This is a genomic window from Microbacterium sp. ARD31, from assembly GCF_031844425.1.
This window is the reverse complement of sequence record NZ_JAUZVE010000005.1, coordinates 181,013-204,458: the sequence shown is the minus strand read 5'-3', so window position 1 is coordinate 204,458 and position 23,446 is coordinate 181,013. Positions and strand designations below refer to the sequence as shown.

The following is a 23,446-nucleotide window of genomic DNA, read 5'->3' as shown; positions in this document are numbered from 1 at the left end:
CCGGCGCGCCACGTCTCACCGTCCGGCGCCGTCGACTCCGGTGGCACTGCGCAGCACGGCGGCGAGAGGTTCGCGGACGCGGCATCGCTCGAAGGCGAAGGCGTCCGGCAGCTCGCCTGCCCGTGCGGGCGCGACCCCCTCGAAGGCCCGCGCGAAGTCGCCGACCATCGCCTCGGCCAGCATGACGTGGCGGACGTGCCCGTGGATCCACCGGCGCGCGCCCCACGGGTAGGGCTGGAAGTCGGGGAACTCGGCTTCGAACAGCCGCTCGATCGGCTCCAGGATCGTGCGGACCCCGGCATCCGTCGAGCCCCAGGAATCCACCCCGAGTCGCGCCTTCTTCTCGAGCACCGGGGCCAGGCGGCGCAGGTACTCCGACTCGGGGTCCGCGGTGAGCACGCCCTGCAGCCCGATGTCCTTGAAGGTCCACAGCGCCCAGCTGGCCTCGTGCCGCGCGTAGATCTCCAGCTGATCCGCCAGCAGCCTCGACCGCTCCTCGTCCCGCGCCGGGTCGCCGGTGTAGACCGGCCCGAACTCCCCGACCCAGATCGGCGTCCCCGTCTCGCGCATGTAGCGGGTCCGTTCGAGGAAGGTCTCCTCCACACGATCGCGGTCAACATACTGGCCTCGGCTGATACCGGGATAGGGGCCGCCGTCGGCGAAGCCGGGCAGCGCGTAGTCGTGCGCGGTGTAGACGCAGTTGGGCATGGGGTCGCCCAGCTGATCGAACTGCGTGGAGTAGCGATTGCCGTCGAGGAACAGGATGTGGTCGGGGTCCACAGCCCGGATGGCAGCCTCGAGACGCTGGTAGAACGGGCGGATCGTGGCACCGACGGCATCCGCGGGCTCGTTCACCGGGTTGTAGCCGGCCACCCACGGGTTGTCCCGGTAGTGGGCGGCCACATGCTCCCACAGGTTCACCACGCGATCCTGGAACTGGCGCTGACTCCAGAAGCTCGCCCACTGGGTGGGGTTGTCGCTGTGCCAATGCTGGTTCTGCGCCCCGGGCAGGGCGTGCAGGTCGAGGATCGTGTAGATGCCGTGCCGCGCGCATGCGTCGACGACGGAATCCAGCAGGCGGAAGCCCTCCTCCTTGATGACGAACGGGGCGTCGTCGTCCTCGAAGTGGCGGTAGTTGAACGGGATGCGCAGCGAGTTGAGGCCGAGTCCGCGCAGGAATGCCGCATCGGCGTCGGTGAAGAACGCCGACAGGAACCGATCGAAGAAGCGCGCGTAGCCGTCCTCGCCCAGCACCGACAGCAGCGCCCGGCGCTGCTGGGACTCCGTCCCCGGGTAGCCGGTGATGAAGTTCTCCATGTTCATCCAGCCGCCCAGGCCGAAGCCGCGCAACGTCACCGGCGTCGAGCCGTCGACGATCCGCGTGCCGTCCACCCGCAGCATCCCCGTGGCCGAGCCGGTCACGACAGCTCCAGCGCCGTCCATGACACGGGCGGCAGGGTGATGGTGACGGTGCCGTCGACGAGGCGAGCCGAGGTGTTGTCGCGGAGCCCGACCCGCTCCGGCTCCGCCAGCGTGTTGGCCGCGTGCATGTCGTCGTCGTACAGCGATCGGGCCGAGTCGATGGATGCCGCCGCGAGCAGTCCCGCGTCGATGTCGACGGTGATCTCTTCGGTCAGACTGCGGTTGACCAGGAACACCGCGGAGCGCGCGGACTCGGCGTCGTGCGTGGCGACCGCGTCCACCAGGGGCACTTCGCCGTACGCGGCGGTGTCGTAGGTCGGACTGTCGAGCTTGAGCTCGAGGCTCACGCCGCGGGCGAGCGCCGAGGTGACGGCGAACGGGAAGAAGGTCGTCTGCCGCCACGCCTGGCCACCGGGCTCGGTCATGATCGGCGCGATGACGTTGACCAGCTGCGCGAGCGAAGCTGCCGTCACGCGGTCGGCGTGGCGGACGAGCGAGATCAGGAGGTTGCCCAGGACGACGGCGTCGACGACGGTGTAGACGTCCTCGAGCAGACGAGGAGCCACCGGCCAGTGCTCGGCGTCGGTGATCTTGTCGACCTCGTTGAAGCGCGACTGGTACCAGACGTTCCACTCGTCGAACGAGATGTTCATCGTCTTGCTGCTGCCGCGCACCGCCTTCACGTGGTCGGCGGTCGCGATCACCGATTCGATGAACCGGTCCATGTTCACCGCAGAGGCGAGGAAGCTCCCGTAGTCGCCGTCCTTGGGCTCGTAGTAGGCGTGGCACGAGATGTAGTCGACGTCGTCGTAGGTCTCGTTCAGGACCACGCGCTCCCACGTCCCGAACGTCGGCATCTGCGCGCTCGAGCTGCCGCAGACGACGAGCTCGAGATCGGGGTCGATCTGGCGCATCGCCCGCGCGGTCTTGCCCGCGAGCTGGGCGTAGTCCTCGGCTGTGCCGTGCCCGAGCTGCCACGGACCGTCCATCTCGTTGCCGAGACACCACATCCGGATGCCGTGGGGCTCGGTCGTCCCGTTGCCGACGCGCTGATCCGACAGCGCCGTGCCCGACCGCAGGTTGGCGTACTCGAGGACGTCGAGGGCGTCCTGCACTCCGCGGGTGCCGAGGTTCACGGCGTACATCAGCTCGCCGCCGACCTTGTCCATCCACCGCGCGAACTCGTCCAGGCCGACTTCGTTGGTCTCGGTCGAGTGCCAGGCCAGGTCCAGGCGACGAGGGCGCTGCTCACGCGGACCCACCCCGTCCTCCCAGCGATACCCCGAGACGAAGTTGCCGCCGGGATAGCGGACGGTCGTCACGCCGAGTTCGCGGACGAGCTCGATGACGTCCGCGCGGAAGCCGTCCTCATCGGCGCGAGGATGCCCGGGTTCGTAGATGCCGTCGTAGACGCAGCGGCCGAGGTGTTCGACGAAGGAGCCGAACACCCGGCGGTCGACGCGTCCGACGACGAACGACGGATCGATGGTGAGGTGGGCGCGGGTCATGGATGTCTCTGATCTGGTAGGTGGGAAGGTCGGGGGCGGAGTCACCGAAGGCGCGGCCTGCGGAGTCGCATCGTCGGAAGCGGCCGTCACTTGAGGCTGCCGATGGACAGACCGCCCTGCCAGTACTTCTGGAGGGTGAGGAACGCGATCACCAGCGGGATCACCGAGACCAGCGAGCCGAGGATGATGATGCTCCACAGCGACGTGCCGCCGGCGTTGTTGGCCGAGGCGATCCCCTGCCACAGCCCGATGCCGACGGTGACCGGGTACAGCCGGTTGTCCGACAGCATCGCCAGCGGCAGGAAGTAGTTGTTCCACGACGCCACCGTCGACAGCAGCAGGACCGTGACGATGGCCGGGCGGAGCATGGGCAGAGCCACCTGCAGGAAGATCCGCAGCTCGCCCGCGCCGTCGACGCGGCCGGCGTCCAGCAGCTCGTCGGGCACCGCCTCGCGCGCATAGACGTGCATGAGGTAGACACCGAAGGGGTTGAGCAGCGACGGCAGGATGACGGCCCAGATCGTGTTGGTGATGCCCAGCTGCGAGAACATGATGAAGGTCGGGATGACGAGCGCCGTGGTCGGGACCATGACCGACCCCAGCAGCACCGAGAAGGCCAGCCGGCGTCCGCCGAAGCGGTATTTGGCGAAGCCGTAGCCTGCGGCCACCGCCAGGACCGTCGCCCCGATGCCGCCGGTGACGGCGTAGAGGGCGGAGTTGAGCAGCCAGCGGGCGTAGATGCCGTCCTGGAAGCTGAAGAGCTGGACCAGATTGCCCCAGTAATCGATCTCTTCGGCGAACCAGAGGGCGCTCCCCCCGCCGAACAGCCCGGCGGCGTTCTTCGAGCCGTTGACGATGACCCACCAGAACGGGATCAGGAAGTAGACGAGCAGGAAGCCGAGGAGCACCTGCAGGGGAAGGTGGCGGTTGCGTCTGCGCGTGGCCGGGCGGATCGCGGTGGTGGTGGTCATGACAGGAAGCCCCCGCGCTTTCGGGTGAGGAACATGAACAGGTACACGCACACGAACACGACCGCGCCGAGGGCGAACGAGATGGCCGAGCCGTAGTTGTAGTTGGCCAGCGCGAACGCCTGCTGGAACGCGTACATGTTGGGCGTGAAGTCGGCGCTGATGGCGCCCGCCGCCAGATACCGGAGGATCTGCGGCTCATTGAAGAACTGCAGCGTGCCGATGAGGGCGAAGACCAGGATCAGCACGAGCGCCGGCGCGATCAGCGGGATCTTGATGCGCAGCACCATCTGCCACTGGCTCGCGCCGTCGATGCGCGCCGCTTCGTACAGGGTGGGATCGATGCCCTGGAGCGCCGCGTAGAGGATGATCATGTAGTACCCGGCCCACTGCCACGTGACGATGTTGAGCAGGCCGAAGAAGATCAGATCACGGCTGAGGAAGTCGGGGCCGACGGCGCCGAACATCCCGAAGAGCTCGGCGAGCGGACCGAAGCTCTTGCTGTACAGGAATCCCCACATCAGTGCGCCGATGACGGCCGGGATCGCATAGGGCAGGAAGATCATCAGCCTCGAGAAGCGCGCGAAACGGGTGGTGACGACGTCGAGGATGAGGGCGACCGCCAGCGAGACGGCCATCTGCAGCGGGATGAGGACGATCGAGAAGCGGACGACGAACCACACGCCGTCGAGGAAGTTCTGATCGGTGAACGCTTTGACGTAGTTGTCGAAGAGGACGAAGCGCGTACCTCCGATCAGCTGATTCTGGAAGAGGCTGAGATACAGCGCGTACAGCAGCGGCGCGACGAGGAACGCCAGGAACACCAGCGCGAAGGGCGAGACGAACGCCCATCCCACGGCGCTCTGCCGCGAGGGGCGTCGAGTGCGCCGGGAGGTGCGGGTCGGGCGGTCGATATCCGAGGGCGCGCCCTCGGCGAGGTCAACGGTCATGGGGGGATCTTTCGTTTCGGTGCCGAACGAGGCTCACGGGCCGGCCCGCCGGGGGCCGGCCCATGAGAGGGTCACTCGACGGTGAAGCCCTGCTCCTCGGCGTAGGCCACGACGTCCTCCTGCAGGCGGTCGGCCGCCTCGGAACCCGACACCGAGCCCTCGTTGATCGCCGCGAGCTGCTCGGTGAACGCGTCGTAGTAGTACTGCCCGAACGGGGTGTACGTCATACCCGTGTAGGCGTTGGCGGCCGGGACGTAGACCTCCTTGTTGGCCTGCTGCCCGTTGAAGAACGGCACTTCGTAGTCCACGAACTCCGGCGAGTTCAGCGCCTTCAGGTTCAGCGGGAAGATGACCTGGTTCTGCCAGCCGTCCAGCAGCGACTCGTCGTCGGCGTAGACGCCGAACGCGACCTTGGCGGCCAGCTCGGGATCCGAGGCCTGGCTGGTGACCGAGAAGGCGGAGCCTCCCCAGTTGACCGACACCGGGTTGTCGGCGTCCCACTGCGGCAGCGGCGCGACAGCCCACACCCCGGCATCCTCACCCTCGCCGACGCCGGCGCCGGTGAGGTATCCGGGTGCCCACGCCGCCGAGATGTAGGTGGCGTAGTCCCCGCCGATCACACCGGAGATGTACTCCGGGGTGAACTGGTCCTGCGTGCCGACCAGCCCCTTCTCGACGAGCCCGGCCCAGTAGTCGAGGACCTCCTTCGAGGCGTCGTCCGCGAGATCGATGCCGATGGTCTCGGGCGAGGCGGGGTCGTACGTGAACGGCTGCGCGCCGTTCTGGTACTGCAGCGCCATCATGACCGCCGGCACGTTCGCGCCGAGGTCGCCGAAGAGCGGCCCGCCGGCGTCCTTCACCTTCTGGGCGGCCTCTTCGTACTCCGCCCACGTCGTCGGCGGCGTGATGTCGTACTCCTCGAAGACGTCGGCGCGGTAGATCATGCCCATGGGGCCGCCGTCGACGGGAGCGCCGTAGACGCCGTCGCCGACCGAGACGTCCTTCCAGGCGCCCTCGCTGTAGTGGTCCTTGACGTCTTCGTAGCCCATGTCGCTGATGTCGACCAGGGCCTCCTGGATCTGGAACGTCGGGATGCGGTCGGCCTCGACCATGATCACGTCGGGAGCGCCCGTGCCGGCGGTGATCGCCGTCTGGAACTTGTCGTACTCGTCGCCGCCCTGGCCGACGTTGGTCCAGCACACCTGGACCTCGTCGTTCTGCTCGTTGAAGTTGTCGACGACGAGCTCCATGTTCGGGTACCACGCCCACATGGTCACGACGGGCAGGTCGGACTTGGGGATGGTGTTCGTGCAGTTCGTGGCGTCATTGCCGCCGTTGCCGCCACCGCCGCCTGCGGAGCACGAGGCGAGCGCGGCTGCGAGAACGAGCACTGCGGATGCGGCGAGGACTGGTTTCGTCTTCACAGGATCTTCCCTTTCGGAATGTCGGACATCTTTGTCGGTGCATCCAGCTCACCGGTGATCTCGGGATGCCGGTGAGGCTGCTGTGTACAACGTTGTACTTCAACGTTGTACAACTAAATCGCGCACTCTCGGACGCTGTCAAGAGGAAGGCTCGAAAATTTCCCGAACTGTTGCGGGAACTCGCCCGGACGAGACGAGGTCAGTAGTCGATGGGCGCGGGGCCCACGTCGCGCACCAGGTCGGCCATGGCGCGATACGCGGCGTCGCGGTACGCCACGAGCGCTGCCGCGCGCTCCGGCGGCGTCGCGGTGAACCCGCGTCCGCTCTTGACCCCGATCTCCCCGCGCGAGACGCGCTCGGTGAGGGCGGCGGGCGCGGCGAACCGGTCGGGATAGGCCTCGGACAGCGAGGTGTAGCAGAAGTCGTAGACGTCCAGGCCCGCCATGTCGGCGATGGCGAACGGCCCGAAGAAGGGCAGCCGGAATCCGAAGGTAGTGCGGGCGATGAGATCGATCGACTGCGCATCCGCGACGCCCTCTTCGACCAGGCGCGAGGCCTCGGTGAACAGGGCGTACTGCAGGCGGTTGAGGACGAAGCCGGTCACGTCTGCGATCTCGACACCGGTCTTGCCGCACTCCGCGAGCAGAGCGATGACGTCGCCGGCCACGTCGGGCGCTGTGGCGGCGTGCGGGATCACCTCGACCCCGGGGATGAAGGGAGCCGGGTTGCTGAAGTGCACGCCGATGAAGCGGGAGGGCTCGGCGACCGCCTCGGCGAGACGCGAGATCGCGATCGTCGACGTGTTCGAGCCGATGATCGCGGCCGGCGGCGCCGCCGCGCTGATGCGTCGCAGGATGTCGTGCTTGATCGTGAGGATCTCGGGTACGGCCTCTTCGACGAAGTCCGCGCCCGAGACGGCATCCTCGATCGTGTCGGCGGCGGTGACGGCGGCGGCGACGATGTCGCCCGCGTCGGCGGGGAACAGCCCGCGCCCGGCGAAGTCGTGCGCTTCGGCGATGATGCGATCGCGGCTGCGCGCGGCGTGCTCGGCGGAGACATCCGCGAGACGCACCGCCCTGCCCGACAGCGCGAGGACCTGCGCGATCCCGCCTCCCATGTACCCCGATCCGACGACGGCGACGGTGGCGATCATGTTCATTCCTCTTCCTCGTGCGTGACGGTGGGTGCGATCTTCGGAGCGGACGCGGACGACGTGCCCTCGGTTGCCGCGCCTGAGGGTCCTGACGCGGCGGCGTCCGCCACGGCGCGGGCGATGATCGCGAACGAGACCGCACCGGGATCGGGGTGGCCGACGCTCCGCTCGGCGAGCGGTCGGGAGCGGCCGCGCCGCGGACGCAGCGCCGCCGTCGCCGATGCGGCGTGCTCGGCGGCGGCGGCCGCCTCGTCGAGCGCGCGGTCGAGCGCAGTGGCGCGGTCGACCGCCTGCCGCAGGGTCTCGCCGAAGGGGAGCATGGCATCGAGCATCGTCTTATCGCCCGGCTCGGCGCCACCCAGCGCGGCGAGCCTCCGCACGGCCAGATCGACGATGTGCGCGAGATGCGGCGGCGATGCCTCATCGGCGTCGCCGAGCCCTTCGCCCAGCGCCACCAGCGCCGCCCCCCATAGCGCGCCGGAGGTGCCGCCGGCCTCGTCCGACCAGGCGTCGCCGGCGCGCACGAGCAGCGCGGCGGCTCCGGCGGCGGTGTCGGCGGAGGCCGCGAGCGCCGCGTGCAGGCCCCGGACCATCCCCGTGCCGTGGTCGCCGTCCCCGGCGACGGCGTCGAGGTCGCCCAGTTCGCCCGCGCGCTCCGCGACGGCGTCGTGGGCGACACGGATCAGCCGCGCGGCCTCGCGCGCATGGCGCTGCGACCGCTCGGAAGCCGGCACCGCGCTCGCGGCATCCGCGACGGCGGCCGGTTCCTCGTCCCGGGGTTCGGGAGCCGCGCCGGCGGATTCGCGCAGGGGTCCGCGACGGACGAAGGCAGGGGCATCGGCGGGCGCCGTCCACAGCTGCTCGAGCTCGTCGTCGAGCCAGAGGAGGGTGAGGGAGACCCCCGCCATGTCGAGGCTCGTGACGAGTTCGCCGCACACCGGCGCGACGATCTCGAGCCCCGCCGCCGACAGCTCGCCGGCGATGTCCCGGAACAGCACGAAGAGCTCCTCGTACTTCACCGCGCCGAGCCCGTTCACGATCGCGCACACCCGCGCCCCCGCACCCGCGGGTCGCTCCGCGAGCAGCGGCTCGACCAGTGTGCGGGCCAGCCGGCTCGCGGACTGAAGGGGCACGTCCCGGATCCCCGGCTCACCGTGGATCCCCAGCCCGACCGACATCATGCCGTCGGGCACCGTGAACAGCTCGCTGTCCGCACCGGGCAGGGTGCAGCCGGCGAACCCGACGCCGAGCGACCGCGTGCGGTCGTTCGCCTTCCGGGCCAGGCGCTCGACCTCGTCGAGGTCGTCGCCGCGTTCGGCGGCCGCGCCGGCGATGCGGAACACGCAGAGGTCGCCGGCGATCCCCCGGCGCTTCTGCGCCTGGTCGACCGGGGCGCTCGCGACGTCGTCGGTGACCAGGACGGTGCGCACGTCCATGCCCTCCGCCCGCAGTCGCCGCTCGGCCTCGCCGAAGTGGAGCACGTCGCCGGCGTAGTTGCCGTACGAGAAGAGGACGCCGCCACCGGTCTCGGCGGCGCGCGCCACCCGCATCGCCGCCGCGCTCGAGGGCGAGGTGAAGATGTTGCCGCACACGGCGGCGGTCGCGACACCCGGCCCGACCAGGCCGGCGAAGGCGGGGTAGTGTCCGGAGCCACCGCCGATGACGACCGCCGCGTGCCCTCGGGCCGCCGCAGGATGGCGCACGACGCCCCCGTCGACGCGCCGCAGGCGACCGGGGTGGGCCAGGACGAGCCCCTCGAGCGCCTCGTCGACGAACCGGTCGGGGTCGTTGTGGATGCGTGTCATGCCTCCACCCCCGCGGCGAGCTGCTGGCGGACGCGACTCCGCCCCTCACCGGTCACCGGGTCACGCGGGAGGATGCGCCCACGCAGGTACTCTCGGTTGGCCGCGCTCATGCTGAGCCCGTCGCCACCGTAATGCTCGGTGCAGATGACGCCCCGGAACCCGCTGTCCAGCGCCATGCGCATCGCGGTCCGGTAATCGATCACGCCGCTCTCGAGGTAGGTGGGAACGGTGCTCACGAAGCCCGCATCGGGGTCCTCGTCGCGGGTGTAGTTCTTCACATGCCAGTAGTTGGCGTACGGCAGCGTCGCGCGCAGCAGCTCCCGCCAGTCCTCGACCGGTTCGTGGAGGCGGACGATGTTGCCGACATCGGGGTTGAGACCCACCGCGTCCGAGCCGATCTCCTCGACCAGCCTCACCGCCGATTCTCCGGAACCGAGGAACGTGTGCTCGTACATCTCGAGCGAGAGCAGGAGCCCCGCATCCTCGGCGTGCCGGCCGAGTTCGCTGAAGCGCCGAACGGCGAGGTCCCACGCGTCGGTGTCCTCGGGTCGGTCACGATGCCCCTCCGCGGTCCAGAACCACAGCCGCCCGCGCTGGGCCGCGGTCAGCGGGCGGTGGAGCCCCACCGAGACGACTCCCGCCCCCAGCTCGGCGGCCACGTCGATGCAGCGGTGGCTGTAGGCGAGGTGATCGTCGCCGTCTGCCTCGTCGATGACGCTGCGACGGATGACCGACATCGACGGTGCGGACAGTCCCGCCTCGGACAGGGTGCTCGCCATCTCGGCGGTCTGCCGGCGGTCGAGATCTCCGAAGGGGAGCCACGTGTCGGTGAGATCGACGTGCTCGAAACCGGCCTCGGCGACCTCGCGGAAGGTGCGGGCCCAACGGCCACGTTCCTCGTCCGGGCTCGATGCGCCGAGGCGCTCGGGCGCGAAGGGCAGCAGGGCTGCGGCGATGGGCCACGTGTGAGCGGTCAGCGGCATGAGTCCCCCTTGATCACGTATCGTGCACGATACACGATCTCACGATGCCCGCGGCGGCGGCCTGCCTTCCACCCGGTGGGTCGCGATGCCGGCCGACGCCACGCCGCGGCATCCGGGCACGCGGGCCGTCGGGCGGGACTCAGCGGTCGGCGAGCTCGGCGAGAGCGCGCTCACGCACGCCGCGCAGGTGTGCGCGCATGGCCTCGGCCGCCCCGTCGGCGTCGCCGGCGGCGATCGCGTCGCGCACCGCGCCGTGCTCGGCCATGGTGGGCGCCGCGTCGGTGACCCCGGTGCCGGTGAAGAGCCGGAACCTCTGATACTGCCCCCCGAGCGCCTCGTACGCCTGCTCGATGAACGGATTCCCGCCGGCCGCGACGATCGTGCGATGGAAGCGCCGGTCCGCCTCGTAGTAGTCGCGGAAGGATTCGTAGCGAGCGCCCTTGGGAGCCGTTCCCAGCTCGGACACGCTCTCGTCCAGCGACCGGACGAGAAGAGCGTCGGCGCGCCCCGCCGCGAGCGCCGCCGCGCCCGGCTCGATCAGGAGGCGCGCATCGACCAGATCGGCGAGCTCCTCCCGCGTCAGCGCCGGCGCGACCCGCCACCCCCGCAGCGCCATCCGACGGATGAGTCCGGTGCCCTCCAGACGCGTGAGCGCTTCCCGCACCGGGCTGGTCGACACGCCGAGCTCGCGCGAGAGGGCATCGATGCTCAGCGCGCCCTCCGGGGGCACATGCCCGTCCACGATGAGGCTCACGAGAGCGTCGTAGACGTCGTCCACCACGAGGCGCGGTGTGATCACCCCCGGGCGGGAGCCTCGCCCCCCACTGGTCGACACCCCGACAGCATAGCGACGCGGCCCGGGACGCCGCCGCCCTCACCGCCGGGTCCGCCCGGCTAGAGTACAGAGATCGCGCGGGCCCGACCCGCCTCGAATGGAGGCATCGATGAGTCCCACGATGCATGACGTCGCGCGAGCGGCAGGTGTGTCGATCAAGACGGTGTCGAACGTGGTCAACGAGTATCCGCACGTCCGCGATTCCACGCGCCAGCGGGTGCTGCAGGCGATCGAGGAGCTCGGCTACCGGCCGAACCTCTCGGCGCGCGGCCTGCGGTCGGGCCGCACCGGCGTCATCGGACTCGCCGTGCCGGCGCTCCGGGAGAACTACTTCGCCGAGCTCGCCGACGCCGTCATCCGCGCCGCCGAGCACCGCGGACTCACCGTGGTCATCGAGCAGACCAACGGCGACCGCGAGAAAGAGCTTCAATCCCTCACCGGCGGTCGCCTGCGATTGACGGACGGGATGCTGTTCAGCCCGGTCAGTCTCGGACCGAGCGACGTGGGCGCACTGGACGTCGGATTCCCGCTCGTCCTGCTCGGAGAGCGCATCTTCGACGGCCCGACCGATCACGTGACGATGCACAACACCTCGTCCGCGCGGGCCGCCGTCGCCCACCTTCTCGAACTCGGTCGCCGCCGCGTCGCCGTGATCGGCGCCGCGGAGCACCCGAGTGACGACCCCAGCTCGGCGAACCTCCGGGTGCGGGGCTATCGCCAGGCGCTCGAGGATGCAGGAGTGGCGTTCGACCCGCAGCTGGTGCGCGCCGCCGACCACTGGCACCGTGAGACCGGCGCGCAGGCCACCCGTCGCCTCATCGAGGAGGGCGTGGAGTTCGACGCGATCTTCGCCCTCAACGACACCCTCGGCCTCGGCGCGCTCCGCGCTCTCGGAGAGGCCGGGATCGGGGTTCCCGATGACGTCGCCGTCATCGGGTTCGACAACATCGACGAGTCGCGCTTCTCGGTGCCCTCGATGTCGAGCATCGATCCCGGACGCGAGGAGATCGCGGCCACCGCCGTCGATCTGCTCCTGGACCGCATGAACGAGAAGGGCGACCGTCAGTCGCCGCGCCGCGTCGTGCCCGACTTCCGCCTCGTCGCGAGGGAATCCACCGGCGAGACCTCCCCCGCCGACCCTCCCCTGCCCCCGCTGTCCTGAGGCGCCGGCGCCCCGCTGTTGCGTCGGCCACGGCGAGCAGTCAAGCTAGGAAAGCGCTTGCCGACTCCGCGCCGGCACCGATCCCCCTCCCCGATTAGGAGCATCATGACCGACGCCCGCGCCCGACTCGACCCCCACAACGAGATCGCCGCCATCGACCGCCGCATCTTCGGCGGCTTCGTCGAGCACCTCGGTCGCCACATCTACGACGGCATCTTCGAGCCCGGCCACCCGGAGGCCGACGGCCACGGGTTCCGGCAGGACGTGGTGGCGCTCGTGAAAGAGCTCGGGGTCTCGACGATCCGCTATCCCGGCGGCAACTTCGTTTCGGGCTATCGGTGGGAGGACGGCGTGGGCCCCAAGGACGAGCGCCCCCGGCGCCTCGATCTGGCATGGCACTCGACCGAGACGAACGAGATCGGACTGCACGAGTTCGCCGACTGGCTCGAGCTCGTCGGCAGCGACCTCATGCTCGCGGTCAATCTCGGCACCCGCGGCACGCAGGAGGCGCTGGACTTGCTCGAGTACGCCAATGCGTCGGCCGACACCGCCTTCACCCGTCAGCGCACCGCGAACGGACGCCCGGATCCGTTCGGGGTGTCGATGTGGTGCCTCGGCAACGAGATGGACGGACCGTGGCAGCTCGGGCACCGCAACGCCGACGACTACGGCCGGATCGCCTCGCGCACGGCCAAGGCGATGCGGATGCTGGACCCCGGCGTCGAGCTGGTGGTGTGCGGCTCCTCGGCCAGCAGCATGCCCACGTTCGGCTCGTGGGAGCGCACCGTGCTCGGCCACACCTTCGACGACGTCGACTTCATCTCGTGCCACTCGTACTACCAGGAGAGGGGCGGCGACGCGCAGGAGTTCCTCGCCTCGGGCGTCGACATGGCACGCTTCATCGAGTCGGTCGTCGCGATCGCCGACAGCGTCGCCGCCGAGAAGAAGAGCGACAAGCGCATCATGATCTCGTTCGACGAATGGAACGTCTGGTACCTGCACAACGAGGACGGCAGCGAGTCCGGTCACGAGTTCAAGGGCGGGGCGTGGCCGGTCGCCCCGCGCCTGCTCGAGGATCGCTACCACGCGCTCGACGCGGTCGTCTTCGGCGATCTGCTCATCACGCTGCTGCAGCACGCCGACCGGGTGCGCTCGGCATCCCTCGCTCAGCTGGTCAATGTGATCGCGCCGATCATGACCGAGCCGGGCGGACCCGCCTGGAAGCAGACGACGTTCTTCCCGTTCTCGATCACCTCGCGCCTGGCAGGCGACCGTGCCGTCCGGGTTCCGGTGGATGCCGGCACCGTCACCAGCGAGCGCTTCGGCGAGGTCGCCGCCGTCAACGCGGTCGCCACGATCGATGACGAGGGTGTGTCGCTGTTCCTGGTGAACCGCTCGACCGAGGCTGCGGCATCCCTCACCGTTGATCTTGCACCCCTGGTGCGCGAGCTGGGGCGCGAGGTCTCGCTCGCCGAATCGCACCTGCTGCACGAGGACGACATCTACGCCGCCAACTCCCTCGACGACCGCGAGCGCGTGGGCGTGCGACCCCTCGGCGACGCGACGGTCGACGCCACGGGCCTGCGCCTCATGCTGCCCCCGGTGTCCTGGGCGGCGCTCCGGCTCGCCTGACCCTTCGCGCACCCAAGAACAGCCGGCGTGAGTGACCGGGTCTCCCGGGTCACCCACGCCGGCTGCGGCGTCAGGCTGGCGTGTCAGCCCTGGAAGAGCCTCGGCAGGAAGTCGATCAGCGACTTCTGCCACACATCCCAGCTGTGCGGACCGGCGATGATCGGAGCGAACTCATGCTCCACCCCGCGGTTCGTCATGCTGTCGATCAGACTCAGCGTCGCTCCGTAGGTGAAGTCCTGCGTGTCGCCCGAGTAGATCCGGATGAGCTCGGTGCCCTCGTTGATCGCGTCGACGTCCGCACCCGCGGGAACGCTGCCGAACGCCGACATCCCGCCGATGTACGCGAACTCGCCCGGGTGCGCCCAGAGCGTGGTCAGCGTGTGACCCGAACCCATCGACAGGCCCGCGAGGGCCCGCTGCCCACCCTCGTCGCTGACGTTGTACTGCGCCTCGGCGGCCACGGTGATGCGCTGGGTGATCTCGTTGGGGAAGTTCACGCCGTTGCCGTTGGCCATCACGACAACCATCGGGACGATCTCGCCCTTGGCGTAGTGGTTGTCCAGGATCTGGGCGGCGAAGCCGACCTCGATCCAGTCCGTCCACGTCTGCCCTCCGCCGTGCTGGAGGTAGAACACCGGGTAGGGCTCTTCCCGCTCGGCGTCGTAGCCCGGGGGCGTCCACACGTAGGCGGAGCGCTCGGGGTTGCCGTTCGCACTGCTCGTGTAGTTCATGACCTCGACGTCGCCCCGCGCCTCGGGAGCGACCGGCGTCGTGTACTCGCCACGCAGCGTGTCGTCGCCGGGCACCTGGAACGTGCTCCAGTTGCGCTCGGAGAGCACCGTCGTGGGGTTGGTCTGGTCCTTGTGATCGACGCCCTCGACGACGAACTTGTAGTAGTACGAGCCCGACTCGACAGGCATCGTCAGACGCCAGCGCCCGTCGTCCTGCTTGGTCATCGGCGTGCGCGGCCAGCTGCCGGCGGGGCCGAAGTTGCCCCACACCGTCACGTTGTTCGCGTCGGCGAACTCGGTGCCGGTCTCGAAGGTGACGACGCCGTTCTCGTCGATCCACGGCGTGGGGGTCGTGCCGGGCGCCGGAAGCGCGTGCGGCTCGAGCGGGAGATGGCCCTCACTCGGTCCCGTGTCGCCCGGGGCCTGGAACACGCGCTGCGCGAAGTCGTGCAGATTCTTCTGCCACGTGTCCCACGTGCCGCCGGTCTCGGGGTCGGAGCCGTCCGCCTGGAACTCGACGCCGGCGGCATCGAGCTTGTCGGCGAGGTCGACCGTCGCGTTGTAGCTCGGGTCGGTGACGTTGCCGACGTACAGGCGGATGAGATCGGTCGCGTCGTTGATCTGCTTCGCCTTGCCCTTGCTGATCTTCCCGCTGCCGTTGCCCAGGTCGCCCTCGAGGCCACCCGAGAACGAGCCGACGTTCGAGAACTCCTTCGTGGCGTCGACCAGAAGGCTGAGAGCCTGGTCGGCGCCGCGCCCGATACCGGCGATGGCGCGATCCTCGGCGTCGTCGGAGATGTGGAATGCGTCCTCGGCGGCAGGGACCAGGTTCTTGACCACCTCGTCGCGGACGTCATCGACCTCGCCGTCACCCATGACCACGACCATCGGCTCGGCGTCGCCGTCGACGGTCAGATTGTCGAGGATCTGCGAAAGACGGCCGAGCTCCACCCATTCCCGGTAGCTCTGCCCCTCGTCCTGCAGGAGATAGAGCACCGGGTACGGCTCGGCACGGTCCTCGTCGTATCCGGGGGGCGTCCACACGAGCGCCGAACGCTCCTCGTCCGACACCGTGCTGGCGTAGGAGATCTCCTCGAGAGCCCCGCCCTCCGGTACGTCGGCGAGCCACTCGGCGCCCGGGCCGGGGACGAACAGCGTGTTCATCGCCGGGTTGGACGTCACTTCCTGAGGGCTCGCGGGGTTGCGGAACGGAACGGCGTCCTCACCCCATGAGGGGCGAGCGGAGTACTGGTAGTAGTAGAAGCCCGGCTCGAGGGGGCCGATCGTCGACGACCAGTTCCCCCCGCTGGAGCCCATGTTGAGGGTCGTCCAGGTCTTGCCCGGCGCGAAGTTGCCCTCGACCGCGACGACGGAGCCCGCGACACCTGTTGCCGGCTCGACCGCCGCGTTGGGCACGGTGAACCGGTACACATCGGCGATCGGATTGTTGAGCAGCTCGCCGACCCAGGGGTCTTCGGCGGCTGCTGCCGACTGTGTCGCAAGCAGCGAGGTCGCCCCCACTGCCGCCACGGTGGCCATAGCCACCCAGCTGCGACGGGAGCGCCTCCGGCTCGGCCGCGCGTGATCGTTGATCATCACCATCGATTCCTCTCATGATCGATCGCGCACATCGTCATGCGCGACTCCAGCACCCGGCACCGAACCTCGCGCTCGCCGCCGGACAGGTGATGAGATCCCGACATCTCGGTCGTGAGAACCACATTTACAACGTCGTAAATCCCCTCGACGCCCATCGTTGCGCACGAGGAGCGAGCTGGTCAAGACTTTTTTACAACGTTGCACATCTGCGACTCACAATGGAACCCGAGCTCGCGCTCCCTCGACGCCGACACTCGCGGTTGCGGAGGCCGATGTCGCATGGCACACTACTGGAAAGCGTTTACCCGCACCTGCGTGCGAAATCGCGTCCGAGACCGCGACGTCCGGACGCATCCGACAGAGAGAAGGACCCCATGACCGACACGACGCTCGCACCGGTCGAGGCCCCCACCACCGACTCCGCCGCCACCCCGTCGGTGCGCGAGGTCGGCATCATCATGAACGGCGTCTCGGGACGCATGGGCTACCGCCAGCACCTCGTGCGCTCGATCCTCGCGATCCGCGATCAGGGCGGCGTCGAACTGCCCGACGGGTCGAAGATCACCGTGAAGCCGCTCCTGGTCGGCCGCAGCGAGGCCAAGCTCGCCGACCTCGCCGCCAAGCACGGCATCGAGGACTACACGACCGACCTCGACGCCGCCCTCGCCGATCCGCGCTGGGAGATCTACGCCGACTTCCTCGTCACGAAGGCGCGCGCCAGCGCCCTGCGCAAGGCGATCGCGGCCGGCAAGACGATCTACACCGAGAAGCCCACCGCCGAGACCGTCGACGAGGCGCTCGAACTGGCCAAGCTCGCCGCCGCCGCAGGCGTCAAGACCGGTGTCGTGCACGACAAGCTCTACCTCCCGGGCCTGCAGAAGCTCAAGCGCCTCATCGACTCCGGCTTCTTCGGACGCATCCTCTCGGTGCGCGGCGAGTTCGGCTACTGGGTGTTCGAAGGCGATTGGCAGCCGGCGCAGCGACCCAGCTGGAACTACCGCGCCGAGGACGGCGGCGGCATCATCGTCGACATGTTCCCGCACTGGAACTACGTGCTCGAGAACCTGTTCGGCGAGGTCAAGTCGGTCTACGCCCAGGCCGCCGTGCACATCGCCGACCGCTGGGACGAGAACGGCGAGCACTACACCGCCACCGCCGAGGACGCCGCCTACGGCATCTTCGAGCTCGAGGGCGACATCGTCGCTCAGATCAACTCCTCGTGGACCGTGCGCGTCAACCGTGACGAGCTCGTCGAGTTCCACGTCGACGGCACGCACGGCTCGGCCGTCGTGGGTCTGTTCGGCGCGAAGATCCAGCACCGCAACGCCACCCCCAAGCCGGTGTGGAACCCCGACCTCGCCGACAGCCACGACTACGACGCCGACTGGGCCGAAGTTCCGACGAACGACGTGTTCCAGAACGGCTTCAAGCAGCAGTGGGAGGAGTTCCTCGTCTCGTTCGCCGAGGGCACCGACTACGAGTTCGACCTGCTGTCGGGCGCGCGCGGCGTGCTGCTGGCCGAGGCGGGCCTGCAGTCCAGCCGCGAGGGTCGCCGGGTCGAGCTGCCCGCGCTGAGCCTGGACTGACCCCCATGAGCCACCTCACCCTGCTCGCCGGCGACGGCGCCCTCTCGCGGGTCGCCCTCGCCGATGCCCCGGGATACACCCGGCCCGACGGCCCGCTGCGCAGCCGCGTCGCGTACGCCGCCGCGCACGTGGTGCCGAAGATCCACGCCGACAACACGCCGGGCCGGCCTGCGGACGTCGACTGGGACGCCACGCTCGACTTCCGCCGTGCCGTGTACGCGTGGGGTCTCGGCGTCGCCGACGCCATGGACACCGCGCAGCGGAACATGGGGCTGGATGCCGCGGCCACACGCGAGCTGATCTCGCGCTCGGCCGAAGTGGCCCGTGAAGAGGGCGGCTCGGTCGTGGTGGGCGTGAACACCGACCATCTCGAGGCCGAGCTCGTCTCGGTGGACGAGGTCATCGACGCCTACAAGCAGCAGCTGCACTTCACCGAGGAGCAGGGCGCCGGGCCGGTGCTCATGGCCTCGCGCCACCTCGCCCGCGCTGCGGAGTCCGCCGACGACTACCGGCGCGTGTACCGCGAGGTGCTGCAGTCGGCGACGACCCCCGTCGTCCTGCACTGGCTGGGCACCGCGTTCGACCCGATCCTCGAGGGCTACTTCGGTTCGCCCGACTGGCGCGAGGCGTCGGCGGTGCTGCTCGAGATCATCGGCGAGCACGCCGACAAGATCGCCGGCGTCAAAATGAGCCTGCTGGATGCCGCGTCCGAGGTGTCGGTGCGCGAGCGCCTCCCCGAGGGCGTGCGCATGTTCACCGGCGACGACTTCAACTACGTCGGCCTCATCGGCGGCGCCGACGTCCCCGATGCGGCACAGCCCGAGCGGGACCCGGCGGCATCCCGGCAGCACTCCGACGCACTGCTGGGCGCCTTCGCGGCGATCACGCCCGTCGCCTCGGCGGCGATCCAGGCGCTGGACGCCGGCGACCCCGCCCGCTATCTCGAGATCCTCGGTCCGACCGAGGAGCTCAGCCGCCAGGTGTTCGCCGCCCCCACGTTCTACTACAAGACGGGCGTGGCCTTCCTGTCGTGGCTCAACGGCCACCAGAGCGCGTTCCAGATGGTGGGCGGCCTGCACTCCGCCCGGAGTCTTCCCCACCTGTCGCGCATCGTGGAGCTCGCCAACGCGTCCGGCGCGCTGGAGCGTCCCGAGCTCGCCGCGGTGCGCTGGCACGGGATGCTGCGCGTGAACGGCATCGACGTGCCGGGAGTCATCTCGTGACCGGGGTCGGCGGCATCGTCGATCCTCGCCTGTCGATCAACCAGGGGACCGTCAAGCACGCGAACCTGGCCGAGGCGCTGAAAGCCACGGTGGACGCGGGGATCCCCGCGATCGGCCTGTGGCGCGAGCCCGTCCAGGAGGTCGGACTCGCCACCGCCGCGCGGATGCTGGCCGACTCGGGGCTGCGCTTCTCGACGCACTGCCGTTCGGGCTTCTTCACGATGCCCGAGGGTCCCGAGCGTCGCGCCGCCATCGACGACAACCGCCTCGCGATCGAAGAGGCGGCCACCCTGGCTGCAGCGGCCGCCCCCGGCTCGCAGCCGGTGCTGGTGCTGGTCGCCGGCGCCCTTCCCGAGGGCTCGCGCGACCTCGCCGGCGCGCGGGAGCGCGTCCGCGACGCGATCGGCGAGCTGGCACCCGTCGCGCAAGCGGCGGGAGTCGAGCTGGCCATCGAGCCGCTGCATCCCATGTACGCCTCGGACCGCTGCGTCGTGTCCACGCTCGGGCAGGCCCTCGACATCGCCGGCGACTTCCCCTCGGGCGTCGTGGGCGTGACCGTGGACACCTTCCACATCTGGTGGGACCCCGACGTGCTGCCCCAGATCGAGCGCGCCGGCCGCGAAGGTCGGATCGCGACGTATCAGGTGTGCGACTGGAAGACGCCGCTGCCGGCGGACGTGCTGCTCAGCCGCCACTACCCGGGCGACGGGGTGATCGACTTCGGCACGCTCACCCGCGCCGTGGAGGCCACGGGCTACGACCGCGACATCGAGGTCGAGATCTTCAACGCCGACATCTGGTCGCGCGGCGCCGACACCATCGTCCGCGAGACCGCCGAAGCCTTCGGCCGGGCCGTCAGCCCGCACCTGCGCACGCGCGTCGCCGGCTGAGCACACGCACCACCCGGACCCGCCTGCGCGCCGCCCCTCGGGCCGGCGCGCAGGCGGGTCCGGTCGTCACAGCGACGAGCCGGCGGGCGGCGCGAACTCCTCGAGCGCTTCGAGCACCGCGTCCTCGAGCGGCACCCGGCTGGCCGCGATGGCGTCGTCGATCTGGCCGGGGCGCGAGGCTCCGATGATCGCCGTCGTCACCGCCGGATGCCGCAGCACCCACGCGACGGCGAGGCCCGCCACCGGCAGGCCGACCTCGTCGGCGATGCGCTTGATGCCCCGGATGCGGGTCAGGTAGTCCTCGGTGATGGCCGACCCGTCGAGGTACCAGCTGTCGGCGGCGCGAGACCCCTCGGGCACCTCTCCCCCGAGGTACTTGTCGGTGAGGAGCCCCTGCGCCAGCGGCGAGAACACCGCGCTGCCGATGCCGCGCTCCAGGAGGGTCTCGAACAGCGCACCCTCGGGCTCGCGAGAGAACAGCGAGTAGCGCGGCTGATGCAGCAGCAGCCGCACGTTCTGAGCAGCCAGGTAGTCGGCGGCCGCCGCAGTGAGGTCGGCGGGGTAGTTCGAGATGCCCGCATAGAGCGCCTTGCCGCTGCGGACGATGTCGACGAGAGCCTGCAGCGTCTCTTCGAGGGGCGTCTCGGTGTCGAGGCGGTGGGAGTAGAAGACGTCGACGTAGTCGGTGCCGAGCCGGGTGAGACTCTGCTCGAGCGAGCGGAAGAGGTACTTGCGCGAGCCGCCGTCGCCGTACGGACCCGGCCACATGTCGTAGCCGGCCTTGGTCGCCACGAACAGCTCATCACGATAGGGCGCCAGGTCGCGGGCGAGGATCCCGCCGAAGGTCCGCTCGGCCTCGCCGTACGGGGGTCCGTAGTTGTTGGCCAGGTCGAACTGGGTGATCCCGCGGTCGAACGCGTGCGTCACGATCTCGCGCTGGCGGTCGGCGGAGCGGTTCCGTCCGAAGTTCTGCCAGAGCCCCAGCGAGATGGCCGGAAGGGGGATGCCGCTGCGCCCGGCGCGACGGTAGGACACATCGGAATAGCGGCCGGGCGCGGCCGTGTAGGCGGCGTCGAGACGGTGATCATCGGCGGCGATGGGCATGGTGCTCCTTGCGGTGGGGACGGCGGGTGGGGACGGCGAGCGGGAAGGTCGGGTGGGAAGAGAAGGGACGGTCACGGTTCAGCGGTCGGCGACCGAGGTGAGCAGTCGCACTCCACGCAGGCGCGGGGTGCGCACCACCCGGTCGATCATCGAACCGGTCGGTTCGATGATCATGCTCCACTCGAGGGCGCCCGGGCTCGCCGGCATGTCGACCTCGCAGACGGTCTCGGTCGATTCGGGGGTCAGCGTGCGGTCGAGGACGACGGCGCCGCCGGCATGCACCCGGAGGCCCCCCGGCTCCTCGGCGGGGAACCATTCCACACGGAGCCGGTCGGCCGTGCCGGTCCAGTCGCGCAGAGTGAACCGGATCGCCCCGGCGGTCCGCCGCCATCGCACGTCGCCCACGATGCCCGTGTCCTCGTCGTCGGCGACGAGCGCGTGATCGGACTCCGGCTGCTGCTGCCCGAAGACGACGGCGTCGCACGTGCGCGCCTCGAGGTCGAGGGCCTCGGCGTCGATGCCGGCGAGCTCGACGCGACGGGCGGCCGCGGTCGCGGCATCCGCGAGCGGGAAGGCGACGGTGTACCGCGCGTCATGGATGCCGGCGAACGGCTCGAGGTCGATCGCGGCGCCCTCGAGAGCGGCGACGCGGACGCGGCCGTCGGCGAGCCGCTCGGCGGCGGCCACATCGGCGGGGTCGAGGATCGGCGCCTCTGCCAGGGGGCGCAGCGCCCCGAGCGCGATGTGGCCCATCCGCGCTCCGGTGCCGCGGTACGAGAGGGCCTCGTCGGGAATGCGCTGCGCGAGCACCTCCGACCCGTCGACCACCCACCCCCACGCCGACCCGTCGGGCGCCGTCTCGACGCGCAGTCGTCGCGGCAGCTCGATCCGGTACGTCGTGCGCCCGGACCACGTGGTCCCGGCGGTCCATCGCGTCCCCGCGGCGACGTCGGCGACGACGCCCGGTGCGGTCTCGATGCGCGCGTGTTCGACACCGTCGGGGATGAGGATGCTGACCGCCCGCGCGAGGGGTCGATCCGCCGTCACCGTCACCCGCCACGCGTCGACGCCTGCCGCGGCTTCCGCCGGATCGATCTCGACGAGCAGGTCCCGCGTGCGCACCGACGAGGGGACCAGCGCGTTGATGCGCAGCTCGCCGGGTGCCGCGTCGGTCCCGGCCGACTCGGCGTACACGAGCGCACCGTGGCGGGCCTGCGCCTCGAAACCGGACCCCATGCAGCACCAGAACCCCTCGGCCTCGGGCGAGTAGACGCGGTAGTGCCCGGGGCGCTGCGAGGTGAAGTAGACCAGGCCGCCGTGACCCGGATGCTGCGCCGAACGCAGGTGGTTCAGACGTGCCCGCTCCGCCCAGTGCAGATACGCGTCGTCGCCGGTGAGGGCGTGGAGCTCGGCAGCGAGCTTGACCATGTTGTGGGTGTTGCAGGTCTCGGGCCCTTCGCGCGCCACGAACATCCTCGAGAAGTCCTCGGCGGCGTGGAAGTGCTCTGCGACACTGTCACCGCCGAGGGGGATGCTGCGACGCCCGGCCACCGTGTCGAAGAAGGTCCGCGCCGCGGCACCCTCGCGCGCAGCGACGTCGGCGACGGCATCCGGGTCGACCTCGCGGGCGGCCCGTTCGATCGTGGCGAGACCGACGGCGACGGGGATGAGCGTGTTGGCGTGCAGGCCGTCGAGCTCGTCGCGGCCCGCGACGAGCGGCTCGACGAACGCGGGACGGGCGAAGCGGCGCGCGAGCGCCAGCAGGGCCGGGTCGCGGCGGAGGATCGCCAGGCGGGCGAACGCCTCGGTGAACCCGCCGAACTCCGAGTCCAGCAGCGCGCCGAAGACGCCGTCGTCGAGGGCGGCAGCGGTGCGCAGCCACCAGTGGCCGAGGTCGGCGAGCGCCGCGTCGGCGACGGGGTGTCCGACGAGCTCGGTCGCATCGAGGAGGCCGGCGAGGGTCTTGTGCAGGTTGTACAGCGGCACCCACCGGCCGTTCAGAGAGAACGCTCCCGCCTCGACTCTTCCGGAGAGCACCTCTTCCCAGAGGGCCACACCGTCGGGAACTCCTCCGACATAGCCGGTGCCGATCGCCTGCTGCGCGTCGCGCATACCGCCGACGAGGTGCTCGACGAGGGCCGCGATCGGCGCGTCGTCGCCGCGCGCGGCGAGAGTGGACGCGGCCGAGAGCACGTGACCGGCGGTGTGGCCGTCGAGTCCGTCCGACTCCCAGCCGGGGTACGGCTCGGCCCGCGCGCTCAGTCCTGCCTCGCGGAGGTAGGGAGCCAGCAGCCGGTCGGGATCGAGGCGCAGCAGGGTCTCGCGCACCGTGCGCTGCGCTGCGAGGTCCGCTCCCTCCCTCAGCTGCACGGCGGCGGGAGGGAGGAATCGAACGAGCGTGCTCGTGGCGGGCATGATGCTCCTGGGGACGGAAAACGCTTCCCACCATAGTGTCGGATGCCGGGCCGGAG

At 70.1% G+C, this 23,446-nt stretch carries 17 protein-coding genes; 5 read left to right on the top strand and 12 right to left on the bottom strand.

The features are described from left to right. Nucleotides 1-15 precede the first annotated feature (15 nt). From Q9S36_RS16590 to Q9S36_RS16550, 9 genes are all read right to left on the bottom strand, one after another. A complete protein-coding gene (locus Q9S36_RS16590; protein ID WP_311286072.1) occupies nucleotides 16-1,422 on the bottom strand; it encodes a glycoside hydrolase family 5 protein in 1,407 nt (468 codons plus the stop codon). Further along, nucleotides 1,419-2,930 carry an alpha-N-arabinofuranosidase gene (locus Q9S36_RS16585; RefSeq protein WP_311286071.1) on the bottom strand — a complete coding sequence of 504 codons (1,512 nt, stop codon included), beginning with the start codon at nucleotides 2,928-2,930 and terminating at the stop codon, nucleotides 1,419-1,421. Before Q9S36_RS16585 ends, Q9S36_RS16590 begins: the two co-directional genes overlap by 4 nt. Before the next feature lie 86 nt (nucleotides 2,931-3,016). Continuing rightward, complete coding sequence (locus Q9S36_RS16580) at nucleotides 3,017-3,901, bottom strand: carbohydrate ABC transporter permease (RefSeq protein ID WP_311286070.1); 885 nt, start codon at nucleotides 3,899-3,901, stop codon at nucleotides 3,017-3,019. Next, entirely contained in the window at nucleotides 3,898-4,848 is a 951-nt protein-coding gene (locus Q9S36_RS16575; protein ID WP_251452070.1) for a carbohydrate ABC transporter permease, read from the bottom strand. The genes Q9S36_RS16580 and Q9S36_RS16575 overlap by 4 nt, the downstream gene beginning before the upstream one ends. A 71-nt stretch (nucleotides 4,849-4,919) precedes the next feature. Then, nucleotides 4,920-6,272 (bottom strand): extracellular solute-binding protein, encoded by a 1,353-nt coding sequence (locus Q9S36_RS16570; RefSeq protein ID WP_311286069.1) that lies wholly within the window; start codon nucleotides 6,270-6,272, stop codon nucleotides 4,920-4,922. 199 nt (nucleotides 6,273-6,471) lie between these two features. Continuing rightward, on the bottom strand, nucleotides 6,472-7,425 hold the full coding sequence (locus Q9S36_RS16565; RefSeq protein ID WP_311286068.1) for a 3-hydroxyacyl-CoA dehydrogenase family protein: 954 nt from the start codon (nucleotides 7,423-7,425) through the stop codon (nucleotides 6,472-6,474). 2 nt (nucleotides 7,426-7,427) lie between these two features. Further along, a complete protein-coding gene (locus Q9S36_RS16560) occupies nucleotides 7,428-9,230 on the bottom strand; it encodes a dihydroxyacetone kinase family protein (RefSeq protein WP_311286067.1) in 1,803 nt (600 codons plus the stop codon). Continuing rightward, complete coding sequence (locus Q9S36_RS16555; protein WP_311286066.1) at nucleotides 9,227-10,213, bottom strand: sugar phosphate isomerase/epimerase family protein; 987 nt, start codon at nucleotides 10,211-10,213, stop codon at nucleotides 9,227-9,229. Before Q9S36_RS16555 ends, Q9S36_RS16560 begins: the two co-directional genes overlap by 4 nt. Nucleotides 10,214-10,352: 139 nt before the next feature. Then, on the bottom strand, nucleotides 10,353-11,012 hold the full coding sequence (locus Q9S36_RS16550) for a GntR family transcriptional regulator (RefSeq protein WP_311286065.1): 660 nt from the start codon (nucleotides 11,010-11,012) through the stop codon (nucleotides 10,353-10,355). Nucleotides 11,013-11,157: 145 nt separating this feature from the next. Here Q9S36_RS16550 and Q9S36_RS16545 point away from each other — a divergent pair, with 145 nt between their 5' ends. After that, entirely contained in the window at nucleotides 11,158-12,210 is a 1,053-nt protein-coding gene (locus Q9S36_RS16545) for a LacI family DNA-binding transcriptional regulator (RefSeq protein WP_311286064.1), read from the top strand. A gap of 105 nt (nucleotides 12,211-12,315) precedes the next feature. Continuing rightward, complete coding sequence (locus tag Q9S36_RS16540; RefSeq protein WP_311286063.1) at nucleotides 12,316-13,842, top strand: alpha-N-arabinofuranosidase; 1,527 nt, start codon at nucleotides 12,316-12,318, stop codon at nucleotides 13,840-13,842. 83 nt (nucleotides 13,843-13,925) lie between these two features. Here Q9S36_RS16540 and Q9S36_RS16535 read toward each other — a convergent pair whose 3' ends face one another. Continuing rightward, nucleotides 13,926-16,112, bottom strand: a complete 2,187-nt coding sequence (locus Q9S36_RS16535; RefSeq protein ID WP_311286062.1) for an alpha/beta hydrolase-fold protein — start codon at nucleotides 16,110-16,112, stop codon at nucleotides 13,926-13,928. Nucleotides 16,113-16,546: 434 nt separating this feature from the next. Here Q9S36_RS16535 and Q9S36_RS16530 point away from each other — a divergent pair, with 434 nt between their 5' ends. The 3 genes from Q9S36_RS16530 to Q9S36_RS16520 are packed head-to-tail and all read left to right on the top strand — an operon-like array spanning nucleotide 16,547 to nucleotide 19,871. Continuing rightward, entirely contained in the window at nucleotides 16,547-17,758 is a 1,212-nt protein-coding gene (locus Q9S36_RS16530; RefSeq protein WP_311286061.1) for a Gfo/Idh/MocA family oxidoreductase, read from the top strand. Between the two features lie 5 nt (nucleotides 17,759-17,763). Beyond that, entirely contained in the window at nucleotides 17,764-18,981 is a 1,218-nt protein-coding gene (locus Q9S36_RS16525; RefSeq protein ID WP_311286060.1) for a dihydrodipicolinate synthase family protein, read from the top strand. Continuing rightward, complete coding sequence (locus tag Q9S36_RS16520) at nucleotides 18,978-19,871, top strand: sugar phosphate isomerase/epimerase family protein (RefSeq protein WP_311286059.1); 894 nt, start codon at nucleotides 18,978-18,980, stop codon at nucleotides 19,869-19,871. Before Q9S36_RS16525 ends, Q9S36_RS16520 begins: the two co-directional genes overlap by 4 nt. A 66-nt stretch (nucleotides 19,872-19,937) precedes the next feature. Here Q9S36_RS16520 and Q9S36_RS16515 read toward each other — a convergent pair whose 3' ends face one another. Together Q9S36_RS16515 and Q9S36_RS16510 are read right to left on the bottom strand one after the other, a co-directional pair. Then, nucleotides 19,938-20,975 (bottom strand): aldo/keto reductase, encoded by a 1,038-nt coding sequence (locus tag Q9S36_RS16515; RefSeq protein WP_311286058.1) that lies wholly within the window; start codon nucleotides 20,973-20,975, stop codon nucleotides 19,938-19,940. A gap of 78 nt (nucleotides 20,976-21,053) precedes the next feature. Continuing rightward, nucleotides 21,054-23,390 (bottom strand): beta-L-arabinofuranosidase domain-containing protein, encoded by a 2,337-nt coding sequence (locus Q9S36_RS16510; RefSeq protein WP_311286057.1) that lies wholly within the window; start codon nucleotides 23,388-23,390, stop codon nucleotides 21,054-21,056. Nucleotides 23,391-23,446 lie beyond the last annotated feature (56 nt).